At 75.1% G+C, this 22,134-nt stretch carries 17 protein-coding genes; 4 read left to right on the top strand and 13 right to left on the bottom strand.

The genetic code is table 11. The features are described 5' to 3' along the window. Positions 1 to 197 precede the first annotated feature (197 nt). The 5 genes from QBL21_RS14665 to QBL21_RS14645 all read right to left on the bottom strand — a co-directional run bounded on the left by QBL21_RS14665 (position 198) and on the right by QBL21_RS14645 (position 7,436). Positions 198 to 4,025, bottom strand: a complete 3,828-nt coding sequence (locus QBL21_RS14665) for a S8 family serine peptidase (RefSeq protein WP_407562622.1) — start codon at positions 4,023 to 4,025, stop codon at positions 198 to 200. A gap of 118 nt (positions 4,026 to 4,143) precedes the next feature. Further along, positions 4,144 to 4,902: a 3-oxoadipate enol-lactonase gene (gene pcaD, locus QBL21_RS14660; protein ID WP_407566423.1), complete on the bottom strand. Its 759-nt coding sequence runs from the start codon at positions 4,900 to 4,902 to the stop codon at positions 4,144 to 4,146. A 144-nt stretch (positions 4,903 to 5,046) separates the two neighbouring features. Beyond that, positions 5,047 to 5,619 (bottom strand): protocatechuate 3,4-dioxygenase subunit alpha, encoded by a 573-nt coding sequence (gene pcaG, locus QBL21_RS14655; RefSeq protein ID WP_407562621.1) that lies wholly within the window; start codon positions 5,617 to 5,619, stop codon positions 5,047 to 5,049. Then, positions 5,619 to 6,404, bottom strand: a complete 786-nt coding sequence (gene pcaH, locus QBL21_RS14650) for a protocatechuate 3,4-dioxygenase subunit beta (RefSeq protein ID WP_407562620.1) — start codon at positions 6,402 to 6,404, stop codon at positions 5,619 to 5,621. Before pcaH ends, pcaG begins: the two co-directional genes overlap by 1 nt. Before the next feature lie 135 nt (positions 6,405 to 6,539). Then, the gene (locus tag QBL21_RS14645) at positions 6,540 to 7,436 is read right to left on the bottom strand and encodes a LysR family transcriptional regulator (protein ID WP_407562619.1); all 897 of its coding nucleotides are present in this window, start codon (positions 7,434 to 7,436) and stop codon (positions 6,540 to 6,542) included. 57 nt (positions 7,437 to 7,493) lie between these two features. Between QBL21_RS14645 and QBL21_RS14640 the strand changes: the two genes are divergently transcribed. The 3 genes from QBL21_RS14640 to QBL21_RS14630 all read left to right on the top strand — a co-directional run bounded on the left by QBL21_RS14640 (position 7,494) and on the right by QBL21_RS14630 (position 11,291). Next, entirely contained in the window at positions 7,494 to 8,411 is a 918-nt protein-coding gene (locus QBL21_RS14640) for an EamA family transporter (protein ID WP_407562618.1), read from the top strand. A gap of 130 nt (positions 8,412 to 8,541) precedes the next feature. Beyond that, positions 8,542 to 9,654: an isoaspartyl peptidase/L-asparaginase family protein gene (locus QBL21_RS14635; RefSeq protein ID WP_407562617.1), complete on the top strand. Its 1,113-nt coding sequence runs from the start codon at positions 8,542 to 8,544 to the stop codon at positions 9,652 to 9,654. Between the two features lie 125 nt (positions 9,655 to 9,779). Continuing rightward, positions 9,780 to 11,291 carry an arylsulfotransferase family protein gene (locus tag QBL21_RS14630; RefSeq protein ID WP_407562616.1) on the top strand — a complete coding sequence of 504 codons (1,512 nt, stop codon included), beginning with the start codon at positions 9,780 to 9,782 and terminating at the stop codon, positions 11,289 to 11,291. A 5-nt stretch (positions 11,292 to 11,296) separates the two neighbouring features. Here the strand turns inward: QBL21_RS14630 and QBL21_RS14625 are convergent, their stop codons facing one another. The 6 genes from QBL21_RS14625 to QBL21_RS14600 all read right to left on the bottom strand — a co-directional run bounded on the left by QBL21_RS14625 (position 11,297) and on the right by QBL21_RS14600 (position 18,143). Next, complete coding sequence (locus QBL21_RS14625; protein WP_407562615.1) at positions 11,297 to 11,878, bottom strand: hypothetical protein; 582 nt, start codon at positions 11,876 to 11,878, stop codon at positions 11,297 to 11,299. Positions 11,879 to 12,186: 308 nt separating this feature from the next. After that, positions 12,187 to 13,611 carry a cellulose binding domain-containing protein gene (locus tag QBL21_RS14620; protein ID WP_407562614.1) on the bottom strand — a complete coding sequence of 475 codons (1,425 nt, stop codon included), beginning with the start codon at positions 13,609 to 13,611 and terminating at the stop codon, positions 12,187 to 12,189. Beyond that, a complete protein-coding gene (locus QBL21_RS14615) occupies positions 13,608 to 15,062 on the bottom strand; it encodes a beta-N-acetylhexosaminidase (RefSeq protein ID WP_407562613.1) in 1,455 nt (484 codons plus the stop codon). The genes QBL21_RS14620 and QBL21_RS14615 overlap by 4 nt, the downstream gene beginning before the upstream one ends. 15 nt (positions 15,063 to 15,077) lie before the next feature. Beyond that, a complete protein-coding gene (locus QBL21_RS14610; protein ID WP_407562612.1) occupies positions 15,078 to 15,911 on the bottom strand; it encodes a carbohydrate ABC transporter permease in 834 nt (277 codons plus the stop codon). A 1-nt stretch (position 15,912) separates the two neighbouring features. Then, on the bottom strand, positions 15,913 to 16,884 hold the full coding sequence (locus tag QBL21_RS14605) for a carbohydrate ABC transporter permease (RefSeq protein WP_407562611.1): 972 nt from the start codon (positions 16,882 to 16,884) through the stop codon (positions 15,913 to 15,915). A 5-nt stretch (positions 16,885 to 16,889) separates the two neighbouring features. Next, positions 16,890 to 18,143: an extracellular solute-binding protein gene (locus tag QBL21_RS14600; protein ID WP_407562610.1), complete on the bottom strand. Its 1,254-nt coding sequence runs from the start codon at positions 18,141 to 18,143 to the stop codon at positions 16,890 to 16,892. Between the two features lie 192 nt (positions 18,144 to 18,335). Between QBL21_RS14600 and QBL21_RS14595 the strand changes: the two genes are divergently transcribed. Beyond that, positions 18,336 to 19,172, top strand: a complete 837-nt coding sequence (locus tag QBL21_RS14595; protein WP_407562609.1) for a GntR family transcriptional regulator — start codon at positions 18,336 to 18,338, stop codon at positions 19,170 to 19,172. 56 nt (positions 19,173 to 19,228) lie between these two features. On the opposite strand, the gene QBL21_RS14590 is transcribed toward QBL21_RS14595, so the two are convergent. After that, positions 19,229 to 20,020 (bottom strand): FHA domain-containing protein, encoded by a 792-nt coding sequence (locus QBL21_RS14590; RefSeq protein ID WP_407562608.1) that lies wholly within the window; start codon positions 20,018 to 20,020, stop codon positions 19,229 to 19,231. A gap of 157 nt (positions 20,021 to 20,177) precedes the next feature. Next, complete coding sequence (locus tag QBL21_RS14585) at positions 20,178 to 22,088, bottom strand: protein kinase domain-containing protein (protein ID WP_407562607.1); 1,911 nt, start codon at positions 22,086 to 22,088, stop codon at positions 20,178 to 20,180. Positions 22,089 to 22,134: the final 46 nt, after the last annotated feature.

Raw genomic sequence — 22,134 nt, 5'->3', positions numbered from 1 at the left:
GGCCGGATGCGGGCGTGACGGCGCGGGCGGCTGAGGGCGGGACCCGTACCGTACGGCGACGCACGGCTCACGTGTGCCCGTAGGGCTCACGTGTGCCCGTACGGCGGGAGTGGCCTGCCCGGAGACCTCCCGGACAGGGCTGCCCACCCCGCACCGGTGCGGCCGGATCGCTCCGGCCGCACCGGTGGCGGCGGGTGTCACCTCAGCGCGTAGGCCCGCTTCACCGTCTGGTCGACGCTGTTGCCGGCGTCGTCCCACGCCTTGACGCGCAGCGAGACGAAGCCGCCGTCGTCACCCACCGGGGGGTGCCGCAGCCAGACGCGGTAGCCGCCGTCCCACCAGCGCATCACCACGGCGTCCCGCCAGTTGGCGCCGTCGTCGAAGGAGGCGGAGACCTCCATCTTCCTGATGCGCCGCCCGTCGATGCCGTCCTGGTGGCGCGCCATGACGTCGAACGACGCGAGCCGCCCGCCGGGCGCGGCGCCCCGCGCGTCGGTCGCCACGTCGTAGTCCAACTGCACCAGCGGCAGCAGTTGCTGCTTGCCCGCCGCCGGGCGGTCGGCGGCGAACGACCAACTGGTGCGCGTGCTCACCGACGTGCGCCACTCCGGGGTGGTCCGGTCGACCGCGAGGTCCAGCCGGTACCTGCCCTTCCCGCCGTCGCCGCCCGCGGGGAACGTGCCCCAGGCGACGCGGTCTTCGGCCAGCTTCTCGCCGTCGCGGTAGAGCGCCGCCGACGCCTTGTCCGCCGGGGTGCCGTCCCAGTCACCGCCGTCCAGGCGGCTGTAGTGGCCGTCCTGGGAGTCGGCGAACTCCGGGATGCGGATGGTGAGCTGGTCGCCCTCGCGGTACGAGGTCAGCCCGGCCACGCCGCGGGGGATCGCGGGCCGTACCACGGGCGCGAACCAGGTCTCCCTGACCTGCTGGCCGGCCCGGTAGGTGCGGGCCTCCTGGATCATGCCGCCGGCCAGCGGGTTGAAGGTGTCGTAGGTGTAGCGGTGGTGGACGTTGTGGCGCCAGAGGGTGTCGCCGGCGCTCACGTACTCGGTGCGCTCGTGCGGGGTGGGCACGTGCCGCTGGTACTGGTTGATCGCCGTCCCCATCCACGGCCGCCAGCCGAAGCGCTGCTCCTTCGTCCAGGGGTTGCCGCCGGAGTCGCGGTAAGCGGTCCGGACGGTGGCGGTGTTCGAGCCGTTCACCCGGTGCACCACCCGCTCGGGCACCCGCTGCTCGGCCACCTGCATCACGTCGTACAGGTACGGGCTCGCGGGCGTGCCGCGCAGTTCGACCGTCGCCCGGCCCGCGGCCAGCGCCGCGCGCAACTCCCTGCCCACGTCGTAGCGGACCATCGCGCCCACCGCGGGCAGCCGGTCGCCGCCGGGCCGCCACACGCTCCAGCCGGGCGTGCCCTCCGGGCAGACGACGATGACGTAACGCGCCCCCGCGGCGGCGGCGCGGCGGACCGCGTTCTCGTCCTGCGGGGAGGCGCCGTCGACCAGCACGGCGGCGTCGGAGAGGTCGGTGCCGGCCGGGCCGCCGTCGTCGGCGAGGGCCGCGAAGTCGGCCTCCGTGCCCGCGCCGGCGTCGACCAGCGGCAGCCGCCGGGTGCCGTCCAGGGCCGGGGAGCGGCCCATCAGCCGTACGGCGTCGATGTCCTTGCGCCCGTGCGACCCGGACCCGCGGACGGTGCCGGTCAGCATCGGGGCCTCCAACTGCCAGCGGGAGGAGACCTCGAAGACGCCCTCGCGGGCCTTGCCGGTCGGCGTCACGTAGAGCTTGCGGCCGTCGACGCTGAACTCCATGTGCCCGTGGGAGATGCTGCGGCTGCCGAACTCGCGGTGGCTGTAGAAGCTCATGACGGCTTCCTGCACCGCCGGCTTCGGGGTCTCGATCCTCACCTCGTTGGCCTCGCGGGCGTCGAGGACGACCTCCAGGTCGCGGTCCACCTTGAGCTGCGGGTCGACGACGAGGCTGTCGACGCTGCCGCCGGGGATCTTGTCGGAGATCACCGCGTGCAGGAAGTAGTCGCCCTCCGGCACCCGGACGGTCAGCGACCGGCCCTCGGGGATGTACTTGACGACGTCGTAGCGGTCGTCCTGGCCGAAGAGCGTGACGGGGTTGACGAAGGCGGGCTGCCCGGAGCGGTCGATGCCGCGCAGCGTGACGGTGCGCGTGGGTGCCTCGCGGACGGCGCCGATGGTGGTGTGGGCGACGGTCTCGCCGGCGGTGGCGGTGACGTACCCGCCGTAGCGGCCGGGGCGCAGCCCCGCCGGGTCGAGGGTGACGGGGACGGTCGCGGTGCCGCCCGCGGCGATCTCGACGGTGCCGCCGTCCGGCAGGCCCACGGCGTCGGCCGGGACCGGCTCGCCGTTCGCGGCGCGCAGCGAGGCGTCGAGCGTCAGGGTCACGGCCGCGTCGGAGGCGTTGGTGTACGTGATCTCGCGCCGGACCGGCTCGCCGCCCTCGTCGACTCCGCCGAAGCCGAGGGTGCCGGTGGCGTACACCTGCTGGGCGTCGGCGCGCGCGGCGTCCACGCGCCCGCCGCCCTGCTCGTAGACCGTCAGGTCGTCGTGCCGCCGCGCGGTGCTGACCAGGGCGTCCTTGAGCTGCTGCGCGGTCCAGTCGGGGTGGCGCTGGGCGAGCAGCGCGGCGGCGCCGGCGACGTGCGGCGCGGCCATGGAGGTGCCGGAGGCGGCGGTGTAGAGGTCGTCGACGGGCGTGCCCATGGCGGTGCCGGCCGCGCGGGCGGCGACGATGTCCACGCCGGGCGCGGTGATGTCGGGCTTGACCGCGAGGTCGCCGAAGCGGGGGCCGCGGCTGGAGAAGTCGGCCAGCGACTCGTCGCGGTCGACGGCGCCGACGGTGAGCGCGGCGTCGGCGGAGCCGGGCGAGCCGACGGTGGCCGAGCCCGGTCCCGAGTTGCCGGCCGAGGCGACGAAGAGCGTGCCGGTCTCGGCGGTGAGCCGGTTCAGGCCGAGGCTCAGCGCGTCGGTGCCGTCGGTGGGCGCGTCGGTGCCCAGGCTCATGTTGACGACGTCGGCGCCGGCGCCCGCGGCCCACTCCATGCCGGCGAGCACCTGCGACTCGGAGCCGAAGCCGTCGTCGCCGAGGACCTTGCCGACCAGCAGCCGGGCGCCGGGCGCGACGCCCTTGCGGGAGCCGTCGGAGCCGGCGCCGGTGCCGGCGACGGTGGCCGCGACATGCGTGCCGTGGCCGAAGGCGTCGCCGGTGGTGGGGCTGTCGGAGAAGTTGCGGGCCTCGGCGACCTTGCCGACGAGGTCCGGGTGTTCGGCGTCGATGCCGGTGTCCAGCACGGCGACGGTGACGCCCTTGCCGTCGTGGCCGCCCTGCCAGACCTCGGGCGCGCCGATCTGCGCGACGCTGCGGTCGAGCGAGGCGCTGACCCTGCCGTCCAGCCAGATGCGCTCGATGCCGCCGGCGAGCTTCGGCGCCGCCGCCGTCCGGGCACTCGCGCGGTCGTCGTCGACGGCCTCCCAGAAGCGGTCGGCCTTGTCCTTGCCGGCCTCGACGGCCCGGGCGTTCAGGCTCGGCAGCGCGGCGCCCGCGCGCACCCCGGGCAGTTCCGCGGCGTCGGCGGCGCGGGCGCCCCGGGCGTACGACACGATCAGCGGGAGCCGCTTGCCGTGCTCGTCGCCGTAGCCCTGTGCGACCAGTTCGGTGATGTTGAAGAGGTCGCGGTCCACGGCGCCGGAGCCCACGTAGGGCACCGCGTCGGTGGGGATGACGTGCAGATCGCCGTCGATTTCGAGCTGCTCGAAGCCGCCGCCCGCGTCGGCGCCGGCGCGCGGCGTCACGGTGGCGGCCTGCCGGCCGTCGGGGAAGCGCTCAAGCCGTACGCGGTCGCCGGTGACGAGCGTGACGGTGCTGAGCGAGGAACCTGACGCCTGCTCCGCGACCGCCGCGCCGCCGGGTGAGGCGGCTGCTTGGGTCGCGGATGGCGCCAGGGTGACCAGGAGCGCGCCCGCGGTGGCGAGCGCCGGCAGCTTTACTCGTCGTAGATGCACGGGGCAAGCTTTCGGTCCCTACCGGCCGGCTGTCACGATCTCTGCGGTGCCGGGCTTGCGACATGTCGCCTGTACGACAACGACCGCCCGGCCGCGGACGGGTGGGCCGGCGCCGGGTTCAGCCGGCGCCGTAGCGGCTGCCGGGGCCGTGGACCGCGGGCTCGAAGTGGGCGAGCAGCGCGGCCAGTACGGCCTCCGGCCGCTCGACGGGCGCGAGGTGGCCGGTGCGGGGCAGTTCGACGAGGGCGGCCTCGGCGATGCCGTCGGCCAGGGCGCGGGCGTGCGCGGGCGGGGTCGCCACGTCGTGCCGGCCGGCGACGACGAGGGTGGGTGCGGTGATGCGGTGGAGGTCCGGGCGCAGGTCGAGGGCGGCGAGCGCGTCGCAGCAGGCGGCGTACGCGGCCGGGTCGGCGGCCCGCAGGGCGGCCGTCAGGGTCCGTACGGCCGGGGCGCCGCCGGCCGCGAACTCCGGGGTGAACCAGCGCTCCGCGGCGGTGTCGGCGAGCGGGGCCGTGCCCTTGGCGCGGACCAGGGCGGCACGTTCGCGCCAGCGGGCCGGCGGCCCGAAGCGGGCCGAGGTGCAGACCAGGGCGAGCGCGTCGATGCGGTCGGGGCGGTGCGCGGCGAGCCAGGTGCCGACGGCGCCGCCGAGCGAGATGCCCGCGTAGTGGAAGCGGTCGACGCCGAGGGCGTCCGCGATACCGAGGACGAGGCGGGCGAGTTGCGCCACGGTGCCGCCGGCGCCGAACGGACCGGCCGGCGAGCGGCCGTGCCCGGGCAGGTCCCAGCGCACCACGCGGAACACCTGGGCGAGCGCGGGCACCTGCGCGTCCCAGACGGCGGTGGACGTGCCGAGGGACGGTCCGAGGACGAGCACGGGCCGGCCGGCGGGGCCTTCGACGCGGTGGTGCAGCAGGGTCGCGGTGGTGACGCGGCTCCCGGTCCCGGGTGCCCGGCGGCCGGCGCCGCCCCCGTTCCGTACCCCGGTCACGTCCGTACCCCGGTCACGTTCCGGCCGTACTCAACGGGGCCCGGGAAGCGCGCGGATGTCAAGGAAGACCGTCTCCTTCTCTCCCTGGAGGTGCACGTCGAAGCGGTACGTCCGCTCCCCCTCGGCGCGCGCGAGCAGCGTCGCGCGCAGTTCTCCGGGCAGCGCGGCCACCGGGTCCCCGGCGGGCGGGCCGGCGAGGTAGGCGCGGGTGTACAGGTGGTGGGTCAGGCCGCGGGCGAAGACGCAGACCGCGAGGTACGGCCGGGCCGCGGGCGGCGGCAGCGTACGCACCGTCCAGTGGCCGTCCGCGTCGGTGGCCACGCGCGCGAAGCCGGTGAAGTCCACGCCGTTGCGGCCGAGGAACCCGCCGGTGACGGGGTCGCGGCGCAGCGATCCGGGCCGGCCGGCGAGCGAGCCGCCGGGGGTGGCCTGCCAGAACTCCAGCAGCGCGTCCGGCACCGGTGCGCCGGCGCCGTCGTGGACGCGGCCGTGGACGGTGACGGTGTCCGGGTGCCCGGCGGGGGCGACGTCGCCGCCGCCGGGGAACGGCAGCGCGTAGCCGTAGAAGGGGCCCACGGTCTGGGACGGGGTGGGCTCGTGCATCAGCGGCCGGCCTCCCCCGGCTCGGCCCAGGTGGCGGCGGGCCCGTCGAGGACGACGTCCCAGCGGTAGCCGAGGGACCACTCGGGCACGGACAGCGCGTGGTCGTACGTCGCGACGAGCCGGGCGCGGGCGGCGGGGTCGGTGACGGACTGGAGGATCGGGTCGTAGCGGAAGAGGGGGTCGCCGGGGAAGTACATCTGGGTCACCAGGCGCTGGGTGAAGGCGCTGCCGAAGAAGGAGAAGTGCAGGTGGGCGGGGCGCCAGGCGTTCTCGTGGTTGCGCCAGGGGTACGCGCCGGGCCGGACGGTGGTGAAGCGGTAGCCGCCTTCGTCGTCGGTGAGGCAGCGGCCGACGCCGGTGAAGTGCGGGTCCAGAGGCGCCGGGTGGCGGTCGCGCCGGTGCGCGTACCGGCCGGCCGCGTTGGCCTGCCACACCTCCACGAGCTGCCCGCGCACCGGCCGGCCCCGCCGGTCCCGTACGCGCCCGGTGACGGTGATCCGCTCGCCCAGCGGCTCGCCGGGGTGCTGCCGGGTGAGGTCGGCGTCCGGCTCGGTGACGTCGGTGGCGCCGAAGACGGGGCCGTGCAGTTCGGCGGCGTCGGGGTCGGCGAGCGGCAGCGGCGCGCGGCGGGGGTGGCGCAGGACGGTGCTGCGGTACGGGGCGAAGTCGCGGGCCGGGTGGCGGGGGGCGGGAGCGCCGGCGGCCACGGCGGCGGCGGTGGCCCGGTGGGCGGCGGTGATCTCGTCCGAGACCTGACGCTGGGTCAAGGGTGCTCCGGCGGCCACGGGTGTGCACCTCCCGGGGGCGAGGCGAGGGCCGGCTCCGGCGCGGCTCCCCGGCTGGCGGGGCCGCGCGTTCGCCTGGCGCACGACTGTTCACTTCGGGCTACCCGCCGAGTCTCCGTGCTCGCCCCACCCCTGTCAACGCCCCCGCGTCCGCCGGGTCTTCCCGCCGCGGCGCGCGCCGTGCTCGCGGTACAGCTCCTGGAGCAGCGCCACCGCGGCGTGGGTCGCCGGGTGCGGGTCGTGGCGGCGCCAGACGAGGTGCACCGCGACCGGCGGGGCGTCGCGTACGGGCCGGTAGGCGATGCCGACGCGGCGGTACTGCGCCACGGTGCTCTCCGGGGTGATGCCGACGCGGCGGCCGGTGGCGATGTCCGCCAGCCAGTCGTCGACGTCCCGGGTGTACTCCACCGCCGGCCGCTCCGCCTCCGGCCACATCGCGGCGGTGGTGGTGCCGGTGCGGCGGTCGACGAGCACGGTGCGCTCGCGGACATCGGCCAGGGCCAGGGTGCGGCGGCGGGCGAAGGGGTCGTCGGCGGCCATCGCGCAGTAGCGGCGCTCGTGGCCGACGACTGCGTGGGCGTAGCGCCGCTCGTCGGTGCCGGTGCGGACGATGGCCAGGTCGCAGAGTCCTTCGGCGAGGCCGCCGGTGGCCGAGTTGGTGCGGATCAGGTGCAGCTCCACGTCCGGGTGGCGGTCGGCCCAGCGGCGCTGGAACTCCGCGGTGTGCCGGCCGGCCGCCGACCAGGCGTGCCCGATACGCAGCCGGGTGTGGCCGGTGGTGGCCTCGGCAACGAGGTCGTCGGCCTCGGCGAGCAGGTGCCGCGCACGGGCGAGGACCTGGACGCCGGCGGTGGTCGGGGTGACGCTGCGGCTGGTGCGGTGGAGCAGCCGGACGCCGAGGACCCGCTCCAGCGACAGCAGGGTGCGGGAGGCCGCGGCCTGGGAGACGCCCAGCTCGATGGCGGCGTCGGTGAAGCTGCCGGTGTCGACGATGGCGACCAGGCAGCGCAGGTGCCGTAGCTCCAGATCCATGACTTCAGCGTATAGAACGCGCTTCGCATGCATTTTGCGCATACGAACCGGCGGCGCATGCTCCGTGCCATGACCGCGGACCCGCAGCCCGTCACCGCCGCCCGCCCGCGCGCGGGCCCGCCGGGGGACCCGCCCGGGAGCGCGCCGCCCGCGGGCCGCGCGGCCGGCGTCGCGATGATGCTCGGCAGCGGGCTGTCGAACCAGACCGGCGCCGCCGTCGCCGCGCTGGCGTTCCCCGTCGTCGGCCCGGCGGGGGTCGTCGCCGTACGGCAGTGGGTGGCCGGCGCCGTGCTGCTGGCGGCGGGCCGGCCGCGGATGCGCACGTTCACCCGGGAGCAGTGGTGGCCGGTGCTGGGCCTGGCCGCGGTGTTCGCGGTCATGAACCTCTCCCTGTACACCGCGATCGGCCGGATCGGCCTCGGCCTCGCGGTGACGCTGGAGTTCCTCGGCCCGCTGGCCGTGGCGCTCGCCGCCACCCGGCGCCGTGCGGACCTGGTGTGCGCGCTGGCCGCCGGCGCGGCCGTCGTCGTCCTCACCCGCCCGCGCCCCGCCGCCGACTACGCGGGCGTCGCGCTCGCCCTGCTCGCCGCGGTCTGCTGGGCCTGCTACATCCTGCTGGGCCGCACGGTCGGCCGCCGGCTGCCCGGCGTCCAGGGCCCGGCGGCGGCAGCGGCCGTGTCCGCCCTGGCGTACGTCCCCGTCGGCGCCGTCGTGCTGGCCCACCGCCCGCCGACCGCCGCGGCGATCGGCTACGCCGTCACCGCCGGCGTCCTCTCCTCCGCCGTCCCCTTCCTCGCCGACCTGCTCGCCCTGCGCCGAGTCCCGGCCCGGCTGTTCGGCACGTTCATGAGCGTCAACCCGGTGCTGGCGGCGCTGGTCGGACTGATCGTGCTGGACGAGAGTCCGGGCCCGTACGAGTGGGCGGCGATCACGGTCATCGTCACCGCGAACGCCGTCGTCGTCACCCGTCGCTGACAGGCGCCCGGCCAACGGCCGGTGGTGTGCGCCGCCTTGGCATCCGGCCCGTACGTCGTCATGCTCGCCCCCGGCGGCCGGGCACGTCTCCGGCCGCCGGAGTGACGTGCACCAGCGAGAGGAGCGGCACATGTTTCGCAGGACATCGACGCTCGCACGCACCGCGCTGCTCGCGGCCGCGGTCGTGGTCATCCCCTTCACCGCCCTGGGGGCGGCCGCCGCGCCGCAGCAGGGAGCGGCCGCGGACCGGGCCCCCGCGGCGGGCGGCACCCGCACCACCCAGGATCCGCGGGACTCCGGCGACCCCAACACCTCCGAGCGGGCGCGCGACGTGGTCTTCGCCATCCACGGCGGCGCCGGGACCCTCAGGCGCGAGGACATGACCCCCGAGCTGGAGCGGGAGTACCGCGCCAAGCTCACCGAGGCGGTGCGCACCGGGCAGCGGGCGCTGGCGGACGGGGAGTCCAGCGTCGCGGCCGTCGAGGCCGCGATCAACGTGCTGGAGGACTCGCCGCTGTTCAACGCCGGGAAGGGCGCGGTCTTCACCACCGACGCGGAGAACGAGCTGGACGCCTCCCTCATGGACGGCGCGACCCTCGACACCGGCGCGGTCACCGGCGTGACCCACATCAAGAACCCGATCTCGCTGGCGCGGGAGATGATGGAGCACTCCCGGCACGTGCTGATGAGCGGCGAGGGCGCCGAGCGCTTCGCCCAGCACCGCGGCATGGACCTGGTCACCCAGGACTACTTCTTCACCGAGCGGCGCTGGGAGTCCCTGATGGCCGCCAAGGGCGGCGAGTCGGACTTCGACTTCGGCGAGACCGGCACGGTCGGCGCCGTCGGCATCGACGGCAACGGCGACCTGGCGGCCGGCACGTCGACCGGCGGGCTGACGAACAAGCCCGTCGGCCGCATCGGGGACTCGCCGATCGTGGGCGCGGGCACGTACGCGAAGAACGGCAACATCGCGGCGTCGGCGACCGGCACCGGCGAGCTGTTCATCCGCGAGGCCGTCACCCACACCATCTCCGCGCAGGTCGAGTACCTGGGCCGGTCGGTGGCCAAGGCGTCCGGGGCGGCGATCGACAGGACCGAGAAGCTCGGCGGAGACGACACCGGCGGGGTGATCGCGCTGGACTCCCGCAGGAACCTGGCGTTCACCTTCAACACCTCCGGCATGTACCGGGGTTACGCCACCGCCGACGGCGAGATCGTGGTCAAGATCTTCGCCGACGAGTGACGGCCGGGGCGGCGGGGGCTTGTCTCCCGCCGCCCGCTGCACCAGCCTGGTGCCCGCTGTGCCGGCCGCGCCCGGTCCCCGCGACGGGCCGGACAGCGCAACCCCCCACCGGCCAGGAGGCTTTCATGCGCCAGGGCAAGCACCCGACACCGCAGGACCGGCCCCGTCCCCGTCCCCGTCCGTTACGGGCCCGGGTGCTCGGCGCCGCGACCGCGCTGTGCGTCCCCGTCGCCCTCGCCGGCGGCGCGACCGCGGCCCCGGCTGCTGCTCCCGCTCCCGCTCCGCCGCCCGGCCCCGCCGCGCCGGACGGCGCCGTCCCGCCGCTGGGCGGCACCCCGCCGCGTACGGACGCCGCGGCGCCGCCCGCGCTCACCACGACCACCACCGGCCGCGAGGACGACGGCGTGCTCCTCACCACCCCGGCCCCGGTCGGCGGCGACCTCGCGGGCGCGGCGATCTACGACAACGCCGGCGAGCTGGTGTGGTGGAAGGAGGGCCCGTACATGAACCTGGAGCCCGTCACCTTCCGCGGCGAGCCGGCGCTGAGCGTGTACGACAACACCGACATCGGCGGCGAGTACCTCCTGCTGAACTCCTCCTACCAGGAGATCGCCTCGTACCGGATGAACGGCCACTTCACCGACAGCCACGAGTTCGAGACCAGCCCAGACGGCTCCCGCGTACTGCTGCTCGGCTTCTCCTTCGTCACCCGCGACCTCACCGCGTACGGCGGCAAGGCCGACGCGCAGGTCATCGACGCCGTCATCCAGGAGCAGGACGCGACCACCGGCGAGGTGCTCTTCGAGTGGAGCGCGCTGGACCACATCCCGCTGACGGAGACCCAGGAACCGCTCACCGAGGCGCTGGTGGACCCCGTCCATGCCAACTCCCTGGCGTACGACACGGACGGCGACCTGCTCATGAGCGCCCGGCACACCAGCACCGTCTACAAGATCGACCGGGAGTCCGGCGCCGTGCGCTGGCGCCTCGGCGGCGCGGCGAACGACTTCGCCTTCGCCGGCCCCGGGCAGCGGCCCAGCTACCAGCACGACGCGCGCAGGCTGCCGGACGGGCGGCTGATGCTCTTCGACAACGGCAACAGGAGCGACCCGCAGCGCTCCCGCGGCGCCGTGTACGAGCTGGACGAGCAGGCGATGACCGCCCGGCTGACCGACGACGTGCAGACCCCCGAGCCGGTCTTCACGCTCTTCGCCGGCTCCGCCCGGCAGACGGACAACGGCAACGTCCTGCTCGGCTACGGCAGTTCCGGGACGATGGTGGAGTTCGAAGGCGGCGAGCCGGTGTTCACGGGGACGTTCCCGCAGGGCACGTACAGCTACCGGGCCGTACGCACGGACTGGACGGGCACGCCCGCCACCGGGCCCCGGGTGGAGTGGCGCGAGCCGGGCACGGTCGCGATGAGCTGGAACGGCGCCACGGAGGTCGACACCTGGCGGATCGAGACCGGCCCGTCCCGCAGGACGCTGACCGCGGCGGACACCGTCGGCAAGAGCGGCTTCGTCACGACGGCGGAGGTCGCGGTGCCGGCCGGCGCACAGGTGGTCCGGGTCAGCGCGGTGGACGCGGACGGGAAGGTGCTGGCGAGCCGGACGCTGGCCGCGGACGGTACGGGCTGACGGCGTCAGCGGCTCGTACAGCACGGCGTCGGGGCCGGGGCCTCGAACGGGACCAGCGTCTCCGTCGCCGCCGGGATCGCCGCGAGCACCAGCCGCCCGTCGAGCCACTGCGGGCGCACGTGCCCGCGGGTGACCATCCGGGCGTCCCCCGGCGGGCCGTCCGGCGCGCCGAGCAGCACGACCCGCTCGATCGCCGAGGCGCCCAGCAGCTCCCCGACCGTCATGGTCCCGGTCAGTGCCTCCGCCCCCGGGTACAGCACCGCGCGGCCGACGCTGCGCGCGGCGTGCTCGGCGGCGGCACGGGCCGCCGCCGCGGCGGCCTCGCCGGGGCCGTGGCGGGTGCCGCCGGGCAGCCCCGCGACGGCGTGGCCGCGCGCGGTGAGCCAGCGCCACGCGGCGGCCGCGTCGGCGGCGCCGGCGAGCGCGAGGGAGACGGCGATACGGGGCCGCTCGCCCGCCACCAGGTGGGTGCAGCCGTACGTGGTGCGCGGCAGCCGCAGTTCGCCGGCGAGCGCGTGCAGCAGATGGTCCGCCTCGCGCAGCTCGGTCAGTCCGGGGTCGGCGCCGAGGACGTAGCCGCCGCTCATGCGCGGTGGCGGGTCGCGGTACGGGCGGCGGGGTGCGCGGCGCCGGGATCGCCGCCCGGCCGGCGGTGGTGGTCGTGGTGGCGGTGTCCGTGGCCCATGACGCCCTCCCAGTCGTGCCGGGTGCCGAGTCCTGACGCGGCGGCTGCTGCCGAGGGTCGGTCCGCAAGGTGAACGCCGCACGACCCGGCGGTGATCGCCGAAGGGCCGTACGGCGGCGGCTTCGCGGGAAGGGCGCAGGGGTACGCCGCCGCGGGCGCGGCGGCGTACCGGACGCGGCCTGACGACGGTCAGCCGCCGTCAGCCGCCGGTCAGCCGCCGGGGACGGTGTCCTGGTGGCTCACGCCGCCGGCGCGGTACGCCGCGACCTGCTCGGCGACCTGGGCAGGGGTCAGCGTCTGGTCCTTGGCGAAGTAGACGTAGTCGACCTGCTGGTCGTAGGCGCGCGGGGTGGTGCTGCCGGCGAGGCCGCCCGAGATGATCCAGTGGTTGAGGTTGATCGACATCGGCGTCTCCGGCAGGTACGGCTCGCCGTGCACGGCGAACGGCTGCCCGTCCACGTAGTAGTCGATGGAGTCGCCGTCGACGGTGATCACGAGGTCGTGCCAGCCGGCGTAGCTCTGCCGTGCCGCGGTGTGGGTGTTGACCGCCTCCCAGGGGTCGGGCCGGTAGGTCTCCCAGGAGGTGGCGTACAGGATGTGGGACGACTCGCCCCAGCCGCCGTTGGGCAGGTACTCGAAGTCCAGCTCGCCGTAGTCCGGGTCCATCGGCGCGTCGAGCGGGGTGATGGTGAAGAACGTCTGCACCATCTGGTCGCCGTCCGGGCCGGAGACGGGGGCGTCGCTGAAGCGCACCCGGGCGGCGTACGTGCCCTGCTGGAACTTGCGCTGGTGGTACAGCTCCGTCTGCCGGGTGCCGGCGGCCGTGCCGTCGGTCGAGGTACGCAGGTTGAGCACGGCAGCGGCGCCGTCGCCGGGGAAGGTGACCTGCTCGGGCGCCCAGCCGACGCCGGGCGCACCGGGGCCGCCGCCGCCGGAGCGCACGGTCCAGCCGCGCTGGCCGAGGCGGGCGTCGGTGTGGCCGGTGTAGTCGAAGTCGTCGAAGAGGGCGGGCCCGTTCGGGTCGGGGGGATCGCCCGGATCGCCGGGGTCGTTGCCTTCGGGGGCGGTGCCCCACAGCAGGGTGCCGCCGCGCTGCACGGTGACCTTGCTCCAGTCCGCGTACGCCGTCTGCGCGGCGCCGAAGGAGTAGTCGTCGCTCTGGTTGAGCGGCTGCCAGTCCGTGCGGTGGAAGCGCAGTTGCAGGTCGCCGCTGTTCGCACCGGGAGCGAGCGAGCCGGCGCCCGCGGTGAAGCCGATCTCCAGGTAGCGGTCGGCGGTGGCCGTGGGGGCGGCCAGGGAGCCGAAGGTGCCGGTGACGTTGGCGCAGCCGCGCACGGCCCAGGAGCAGGCGAAGCGGTAGCCGGGCGCGCCGGCGTCGGCCTTGAAGTAGTAGCGGATCGTCAGGCCGCTCAGCGGCACGCTCGTGTCGCCGGTGTTGGTGAGCTTCAGCCACGGCTCGGCCTGCTCGCTGCCGGTGGTGCCCGCGTGGTACTGGGCGGTGAGGTTCCCGGCGGCAGCGTCGGGCGCGCCGGCGGCGGCCGGGGCGGAGACGGCCCCGGCGGCCAGCAGTCCGACGGCGGCGAGGAGAGCGGAGGTGGTGCGCAGCCGCGCGGTCGCGCGCGGAGTCTTGGTCACGGTCGTTCCTCCTTCGTGGGGGTGTACCCGGGGGTGGTGACCGGCGCCGCCGCGCGGCGCCGGAAGTCGGCGAGGTCACGCTCGTGCGACCAGGCGGTCTCGGCCAGGGCGGCCAGCCGCGGGAAGGCGAGGTGGTCGACGTGCGCGGGGGTGGGCGCGTACTCGGTCCAGAGCTGCGCCTGGGTGCCCAGCACGCGGGCGGCGGCGGCCGGTTCCCAGTCGGCGGGAGCCGGCTCGCCCGCGTAGACGTCGGCGAGGGTGACAGTGCCTGGCTGCTGCCCGGGCGGCTCGGCGGGGTCGTCGGACTGGGGGTAGTCGAGGTAGGTGGAGCGGTGCGGGGTCATGACGACGTCGTGGCCGCGGCGGGCGGCGGCCAGGCCGTGGGCGGCGTCGCGCCAGGGCATGACGGTGAACTCGCGCGGCAGCAGCGGCGCGGCGCCGGCCTCCGCCCAGCAGACGGGGACGCGGCCGTGGTCGAGGAGGAGGCGGCCGGCCCGGCGCAGGAACCAGCCGTGCAGGTCGCGCGGCCCGGCGAGGCCGGCGGCGCGGGCGCGTGCACGGGCGGCCGGGGCGGTCTCCCACTCGGCGGTCGGGCACTCGTCGCCGCCGATGTGGACGTACGGGGAGTCGAAGAGGTCGAGGACCGTACCGAACACGGTGCGCAGGAAGTCGAAGACCTCGTCGTGGACGCCGAAGACGCTCTCGCACACCCCCCAGCGCTCCCAGACCTCCAGCCGCCGTCCGGGCACGTTGCCCAGGTGCGGATACGCGGCGAGGGCGGCCCGCGCGTGGCCGGGCAGCTCGATCTCGGGCATGACGGTGACCCCGCGCTCCGCGGCGTAGGCGACGAGGGAGCGCAGCTCGGCCGCCCGGTACGAGCCGCCGTGCGGTACACCGTCGCCGGCGGTCTGCCTGCGCCGGCCGCCGACCTCGGTGAGCAGCGGATAGCCCGCGACCGGCAGCCGCCAGCCCTGGTCGTCGGTGAGGTGCAGATGGAGGACGTTGAGCTTGTAGCCGGCGCAGCGGTCGACGAAGTCGCGGAGGTAGCCCACGGGCAGGAAGTGCCGGGCGACGTCGAGCAGGACACCGCGCCAGCCGAACCGCGGCCGGTCGCTGACCTGGACGCACGGCAGGCTCTCGCCGCCGGCCGCGGCGGCGAGCTGCCGCAGGGTCTGCACGCCGTGCAGCAGGCCGGCCGGGCGCGGGGCGCGCAGGAGCACGCCGTCGCGGCCGACGGTCAGCCCGTAGCCCTCCTCGCCGAGGCCGCGCAGAGCGGGGTCGAGAGCCAGGACGAAGGTGCCGTCCGGGGTGACGGGCAGGTCGAGGCCGAGGTAGCCGCGGAGCAGGGCGGCGGCCCGCTGGGCGCCGTCGCCGGCGCGCAGGGCGGTCCCGGGGCCGAGCGGGAAGCGGCCGGGCAGGCGCACCAGCCGGTGCGGGCGGGGAATCAGCACGTCCGTCCCCTCCCGTCAGCCCTTGACCGCGCCGGTGGCGAAGCCGGCGGCGACGCGGCGTTGCAGGACCAGGAACAGCACCAGCGCGGGCAGCGCGAAGAGGGTCGCGGCGGCCATGGTGGCGCCCCAGTCGGTGCCGAAGGTGTTGCTGAACGACGAGAGCCAGACGGGCAGCGTCCGGTCGTCCTGGTCGGTGACGATGAGCATGTTGGCGAAGGCGAACTCGTTCCAGGCGGTGATGAAGCCGAACAGCGAGGTCGCCAGCAGCCCGGGGGCGAGCAGTGGGAACGTCACGCGGCGGAAGGCCCCGGCCCGCGTGCAGCCGTCGACCTGCGCCGCCTCCTCCAGTTCGACGGGCACGCCGGCGAGGAACCCGCGCAGCACGATGACGGTGAAGGGCAGGGTGACCATGAAGTAGACGAGGGTCAGCATCGACAGCCGGTCCAGCATGCCGGTGTCGCGGGCGATGACGTAGACGGGGACGAGCATGGCCTCCCAGGGCGCCATCTGGGCGATGAAGACCATCAGCACGAAGGCGCGCCGGCCGCGCCAGCGCATGCGGGCGACGGCGAAGGCGGCGCCGAGCGCGACGAGCAGCGAGAGCAGCACGGCGCTCACGGTCACCAGCAGGCTGTTGCGCCAGAACTGCGCGAATCCGTCGGCGCCGACGGCGGTGCGGAAGTGCTCCAGCGTGAGGTCGGTGGGCAGGAAGACGGGTGTCTCGGCGGTGATGTCGGCGGTGGGCTTGAAGGCGGTGACGGCCATCCAGTAGACGGGGAAGAGGGTGAGGGCGAACACCGCGAGTGCGGTGAGGTTGAGCGGCAGCCGGCGCAGCTTCGCATGCCTCACGTCACAGCTCTCCTTCCTGCCGGAACATCTGGCGCAGATAGACGAACAGGGCGACGGCCAGCAGCACGACGGTGACGGTGGACGCGGCGGCCTGGAGGTCGTACCGGTGCAGGGACTGGGCGATCCGGTAGGCGTAGACGGGCAGGGTGGTGGTCGCGTCGTCCGGCCCGCCCTCGCTGATCACCCAGATCTGGGTGAAGCACTTGAAGACCCAGATGACCTCCAGGCACAGCACGAGGCCGAACACGCCGCGCAGCATCGGCAGGGTGACGGAGCGGAACAGGCGCCACGCGCCGGCGCCGTCGATGCGGGCGGCCTCGTACAGTTCGGCGGGGACGGTGACCAGCGCGGAGTACAGCGTGATCGCGACGAACGGCACCGACTGCCAGACGACGAGCAGCACGAGGATGGTGAAGGTGGCGCGGCCGTCGGCGAACCACGCGTACCCGTCGTACGACTCGAAGCCGACCGCCGTCAGCGCCCAGTTGACCACCCCGAGCTGGGAGGCGAAGAGCCACTGGAAGACGGTGGTGGCCGCCAGGTGCGGAGTGGCCCAGGCCAGCGCCAGCGCGCTCAGCACCAGCAGCCGCAGCACCCGGCCGAGGCGCTGGAGCATCAGCGCGACCAGCGTGCCGATCACCATGATCAGGACGACGTTGACGCCGGTCCACACCAGGGTCCGGGCCAGCACCCGCCAGAACTCCCCGCCGCCCAGCAGCTCGCGGTAGTTGGCGAGGCCGGCGAAGGAGGCGCCGCCGCGGATCAGCTCGGCCATGCCGAAGTGCTGCACGGAGATGACCAGGTTGCGCAGGAGGGGGTAGGCCAGGAGGAACGCGGCGCCGAGGACCGTGGGGGCGACCAGCAGATACGGCCACACGGCGGCGGCGCGGCGGCCCCGGCCTGGCCGGCGGGGCGGCGGCGCGGCCGGCGCGGGGGCCGGCCGCGGCCGGGCCGCGGAGAGTAGGGTGGTCATCGGCGTCAGCCGCCCAGCGCCTCGGTGATGTCCGCGGACGCCTCCTCGGCGGCCTCGCGCGGGTCCTTCCCGGTGAGGACCCGGGTCTGGAACTCCTTGATCGGGTTGTCGGCCTCGACGGCCGCCCAATGCGGCGAGTTGGGCGTGGCGCGGCCGTTGGCCGCCGCCGCGGCCATGGCGGCGGCGCCGGGGTCGTCGTCGAGGACCCCGGCGAGGGTGGTCCTGTTGGGGACGTAGCTCATGGTGGTGGCGAGCTTCTTCTGCCACCTGTCGCCGGTGAGCAGCCGCACGAAGTCGTACGCCTCGTCGGGCCGCCCCGACGCCTCCGGGATGATGAGGTCGGAGCCGCCGGTGAAGACGGCGCCCGGCTCGGCGCCGGTGGGGCCGGGGACGGGGAAGAAGCCGAGCTTGCCCTTCAGTTCGGGGTTCGCCTCCTCGATGAGTTTCGCGCCGCCGGGAACGGCGACGACCTGGGCGACGTCGCCCTTCGCGACGATGTCCACCTGCGGCGGCTCGGCCTCGTCGGAGTCCTTGGGCCCCTCCCCCAGCGCCTGGAGCCGGCGGTAGTAGTCCATGGCGGCCAGCGCCTGGGGGGTGTCCAGGGCGCCCTTCCACTCCTCCCCGTCCCGTACGGCGAGGTCGCCGCCCTCGTCCCAGATGAGGCCGGCGAGCAGGTACCAGTTCTGGCCGGGGAGGTAGATGCCCTGGACGCCGCCCCTGTTCAGCCGTTCGGTGACGTCGAGCCACTGGTCGCGGGTCTTCGGCGGCTCCTCGATCCCGGCCTGCTCGAAGAGGTCGGTGCGGTAGATGACGACGCGGTTGGCGGCGTAGTACGGAATGCCGTACTGCCGTCCGTCGATCCGGCCGGGCTCGGCGAGGCCGGGGAGCCAGTCGGCGCCGCCCAGGTCGTCGACCCTGTCGCTGAGGTCCCGCACGCCGCCGCTGGCCGCGTACTGCGCGACCTGGGTGTTGCCGACCTCGATGACGTCCGGTGCGTCGTTGGAGGCGAGCGCGGCGGTGACCTTCTCGCCGATGCCGTTCCACTCCTGGATCTGGATGCGGACGTCGACGCCGGGGTGGCGCTTCTCGTAGTCGGCCGCGACGGCGTCCGAGAACTCCTCGGTGATGCTGTCGCGCATCAGCCATACATCGACGCCGACGGTGCCGGAGCTGCCGTCCGGGTCGCTGCCGCCGCAGGCGGTGAGGCCGACGGCCGCGACAATCGCGGCTGATCCGGCAAGGAGGCGATACGTCTTCATGGGCACCTCGGGGCTGGGGACGGACAGACGAACTTGACCAATTGGTTAGCTGACCACTCTCGCTGCCGAGGTAACGTGGCATAGACCAATGCGGCCGTCAAGAGGGTGCGAACACCCGTCTTTTACGGGCAACTTCCCCATCGGCGGCACCACCTGGTCAGGTAAGTGGTCATCTGTGGTAAGGTCCCGGCCATGGACGGTGACAACTCGTCGAGCGTGCTCAAGCGGGAGCGCGTACGCGACCACCTGCTGGAACTGGTCGAGTCACGCCGCCCCGGAGACGCCATCCCGCCGGAGCGGGCCCTGTGCGCCCGGCTCGGCGTCTCCCGCCCCACGCTGCGCGCCGCCGTGGACGAGCTGGTGAGCACCGGGCTCCTGGTGCGCGAGCACGGACGGGGCACGTTCGTCGCCCCCGCCAAGATCACCCAGGAGCTGGTCTCCGGCGGCCGGCCGCTCACGCTGCCGCAGGCGGCCGGGGCCTGGTCCAGCCGGATCCTGGAGTTCACCCGGGTCCCCGCGGGCGCCCGCGTCGGCCGCAGGCTGCGCGTCTCGCCGGCCGCCGAGATCACGTACGTGGCACGGCTGCGCGTCGTCGACGGGGCGCCCATGGCCATCGAGTACCTGCATCTGCCGGCCGAGTTGGTGCCGGGAGTGACGCCGGAGGAACTGGAGAGCGGCGACTTCTACGAGCATCTGCGCGCGCACCACCGGGTGCACGTGCGCGAGGCCGTCCAGTCCATCGAGCCGACGGTGACCAGCGCGGCGGAGTCGCGGCTGCTGGACGTGCCGGAGCTGTCGCCGGCGCTGCTCTTCGAGCGGCTGACCACGGACACCCGCGGGCGGCCCGTGGAGTACGTGCACTCCGTCTACCGGGGCGACCGCTACCGGCTCCTCTCCCGCCTCACCCTCGGCGCCGCGGCGCCCGGCGGCCCGCCGGACGACGTCACGCACCACCCCGGCATCCCGCCGGGCGAGCTGGGCCAGCGGGCGGCGATCTCCTCGTCGACGACGGGCGACGTGCACGCCTGAACCGGCGCCCGCGGCGCGGCTGTCCGACCGCCGGCCGCACCCCTTCCCCCGCGCCCTCAGCCCCCGACGCCGTCCAGCAGTGCCAGGTCCGGCGGCACCAGTGCCGTCCCCGCCACCAGCTCCGTCAGCAGCCGGTGGTCCGGCGAGCATCCCCGCGGATCCGGCGCCTCCCCGTCCCGTGGCACCGGCGGATACGCGGCCCCGCGCGCCAGCCGGCGGCGTACGTCCTCCACCCGGCGCGCGACCTCCGCCGCGTCCCACCGCTCCCCCGGCCGCAGGAACGCCAGCACCTCCGCCGCCTGCCGGTACGGCAGCGGGCGCGGATCCGGCTCGTGGCGCAGGTACCGCTGCCCCAGCACCACCAGCACCAGCCGCTCGTCGTCCGACAGCGCACACACCGCCGGCAGCGGTGCGCCCCCCGCACCCCCCGGGCCGTCGCCCGGACGTATCGCTTCCCGCCGGACGACGTACAGCTCCACCAGGTGCTCGCGGAAGCCGGAGCCCTTGACGAAGACCGGCGTGTACCCCGCGGCCAGGGGCGAGCGGTCGGAGCCGGGCAGCAGCAGCCGGCCGTGCGGCAGCCGCAGCGCCTGCTGCCCGGTGTTGCGCAGCGCCCAGCCGCCCTCCAGGCACGTCAGCTCGCCGTGCCGCCGGCTCACGCCCTGGTCGCGCCGGCCGACGTACAACTCGACGTCCCCGCCGTCGCCGTCGCCGCCCGGCCCGCGCCCGAAGCGGACGGTCAGCCCGGGCAGCGGCGCCACCTCGATGCCGTCGGTGGCCGTGCGCGCGTGCAGCGTGCCCGGCCGCGCGGGCGCCACTCCACGGGCCAGGCTGTCGCGCCCGCTCATCCCCGGTGTCCTCGGATACGGTCCATCGCAGGTCCCCTCGGCTGCGGCCGGCTGCTGCCGACCGCCCCACCGTGCTCCCTGCCCCCGGGGACCCCTCCCCGCCGCCGGTCACGGGCCCGTACGGGCCGCAGACCTCCGCCGCTTGGGCCCGCCTGGCTCAGATCTTCGGCAGCTCCCCGGCGGCGGTGCCGGCCAGTTCCGTGGCCATCGCGCACAGCCGGTCCGGCGACTCGTCGTCGCCGTCAACGGTGAGGTAGAGGAGTTCGACGGCCTTCTGGCCGTTCTCGTCGGGGTACTCGCGGTACTCGACCCGCACCGTGCAGGTGTCCTCGCCGTCGTACTCGGGGGAGACGACGGCGTCGCGGCCCGCCAGCCGGGTCACCGTGCCGTCGTCGCCGGAGAGCGGCTGGTCGCGGTCGTAGCGCAACTGGATCTCTATGTCGCGGGTGGTGCTGTACCAGTCGCAGTCCCAGTTCCCGAAGCCCACGTCCGGGTCCCCGGCATCGACGCCCGGGACGACCTCCAGCGCCCGCGCGTCGAGCAGCCGGCAGGCGTCCAGCCACAGCAGCGACACGTCCTGCGCGGGCGGGTTGCGGCGCGGGACGGTGCGCTTCTCGGCGCGGGCCCTGCCCAGCGCCTCGCCGGCGGTCCTGGCGGCGATGTCGGCCATGTCGCACAGGGTGTCGGGGCCGCCGGAGTACGTGGCGCCGCCGCCGTCGACGTAGATCCAGATGCTGACGTCGCGGTCCGCCTCGTCCGGCAGGACGAGGGCGCGCGCGCACTCGTCGCCCTCCTGCGGCTCCTCGATGATGCCGATGCCGCCGAACGAGCGCACGGGCGCCGGCGTCTCGGGCGCGGGGCCGGAGTCGAACTGGACCTGGACGTCGATGTGTTCGCCGTCTTCGCCCTGCGGGTAGACCAGCACGTCGCAGCGGTCGAAGTTGCCGTAGTCGCGGTCCCGCTCCGCGCTCCGGCCGAAGCGGGCGAACTCGCCGGGGTCGGTCAGCGCGCACGGGTCCATGGTGCGCTGGTCGCCGATGACGGAGCCGGCGCTCGGCTTGTCCTCGCTCGGGGTGGGCAGGGCCCGGCCGCCCGGTTCGTCGTCGCGGTCGGGGACGAGCCACCAGAACCAGACGCCGGCCAGCGCCACCGCCGTCACCAGCGCGGTACCGGCGGCGAGGGTCGCCCGCGGGTAGCGGCGCGGCGCGGCGAGGAAGGCGAGCCGCCGCGCCCAACTGCGCTGCCCGGCCGCCTCCTCCAGCAGCCGGCGGGCCTCGGTCGCGTCGGGCCGCCGGTCGGCCCGGCGGTGGAGCATCGCTTCGAGCGGTGCGGTGAGCGGCCCGGTGTCGCGCTCGCGGCGCAGCACGCCCTGGCTGACCTTCCACTCGCGCAGGGCGGCCTCGTCCTCCTCTTTCCCGCCGCTGCCGCTGCCGCTGCCGTCGCCGTCGCCGTCCTCCTCGTCGTGGGGGACGCCGGTGACGGCCTTGTAGAGCATCGCGGCGAGGGAGTACACGTCCGAGCGGGGCACGGGCGAGCCGTTGACCACCTCGGGGGCGGCGTAGTCGGGGGTGTAGCTGAGCGGCCGGTCCGGCGAGATGGTCTCGTTGCTGCCGGTGCGCTGGGCGGAGTCGAAGTCCGTGAGCTTGGGAGTGCCGTCGTCGGTGATGACGACGTTGGCGGGCTTGACGTCGCAGTGCACGACGCCGTTGGCGTGCAGCGCCGCCAGCGCCGAGGCGATCTGCGCGCCTATGCGGGCGGCCTTCTCCGGCTCCATCCGGGGCTGCTTGTCCAGGCTGCCGCCGGCGACGCGTTCCATCACCAGCCAGCAGCCGGCGTCCCGGCCGGACTCGATGAACTCCACGTCGTAGAGCGTGGCCACGTGCGGGTGGGTGGCCCGGGCCTGGGCGCGGGCCACGCCGAGCAGCCGGGGGCGCTCACCGATGGACCCGCCGCGTTTGAGCACGACTCTGCGGCCCAGTTGCTCGTCCGCGGCGAACCACACCTCGCCGCGCCCTTCGTCCCCGATCAGCTCTTCGAGCCGGTAGCGGTCGCCGACAAGCTGACCCACGCGCACCGCGACTCCTTTCGCCCGCCAACAGGGCGAAACTTATCTG

Origin of the sequence: Streptomyces sp. 184 (genome assembly GCF_045781775.1) — a bacterium.
Classification (GTDB): domain Bacteria; phylum Actinomycetota; class Actinomycetes; order Streptomycetales; family Streptomycetaceae; genus Streptomyces.
Note: the sequence above shows the minus strand (reverse complement) of the source record. Positions and strands in the feature narration are given on the sequence as shown.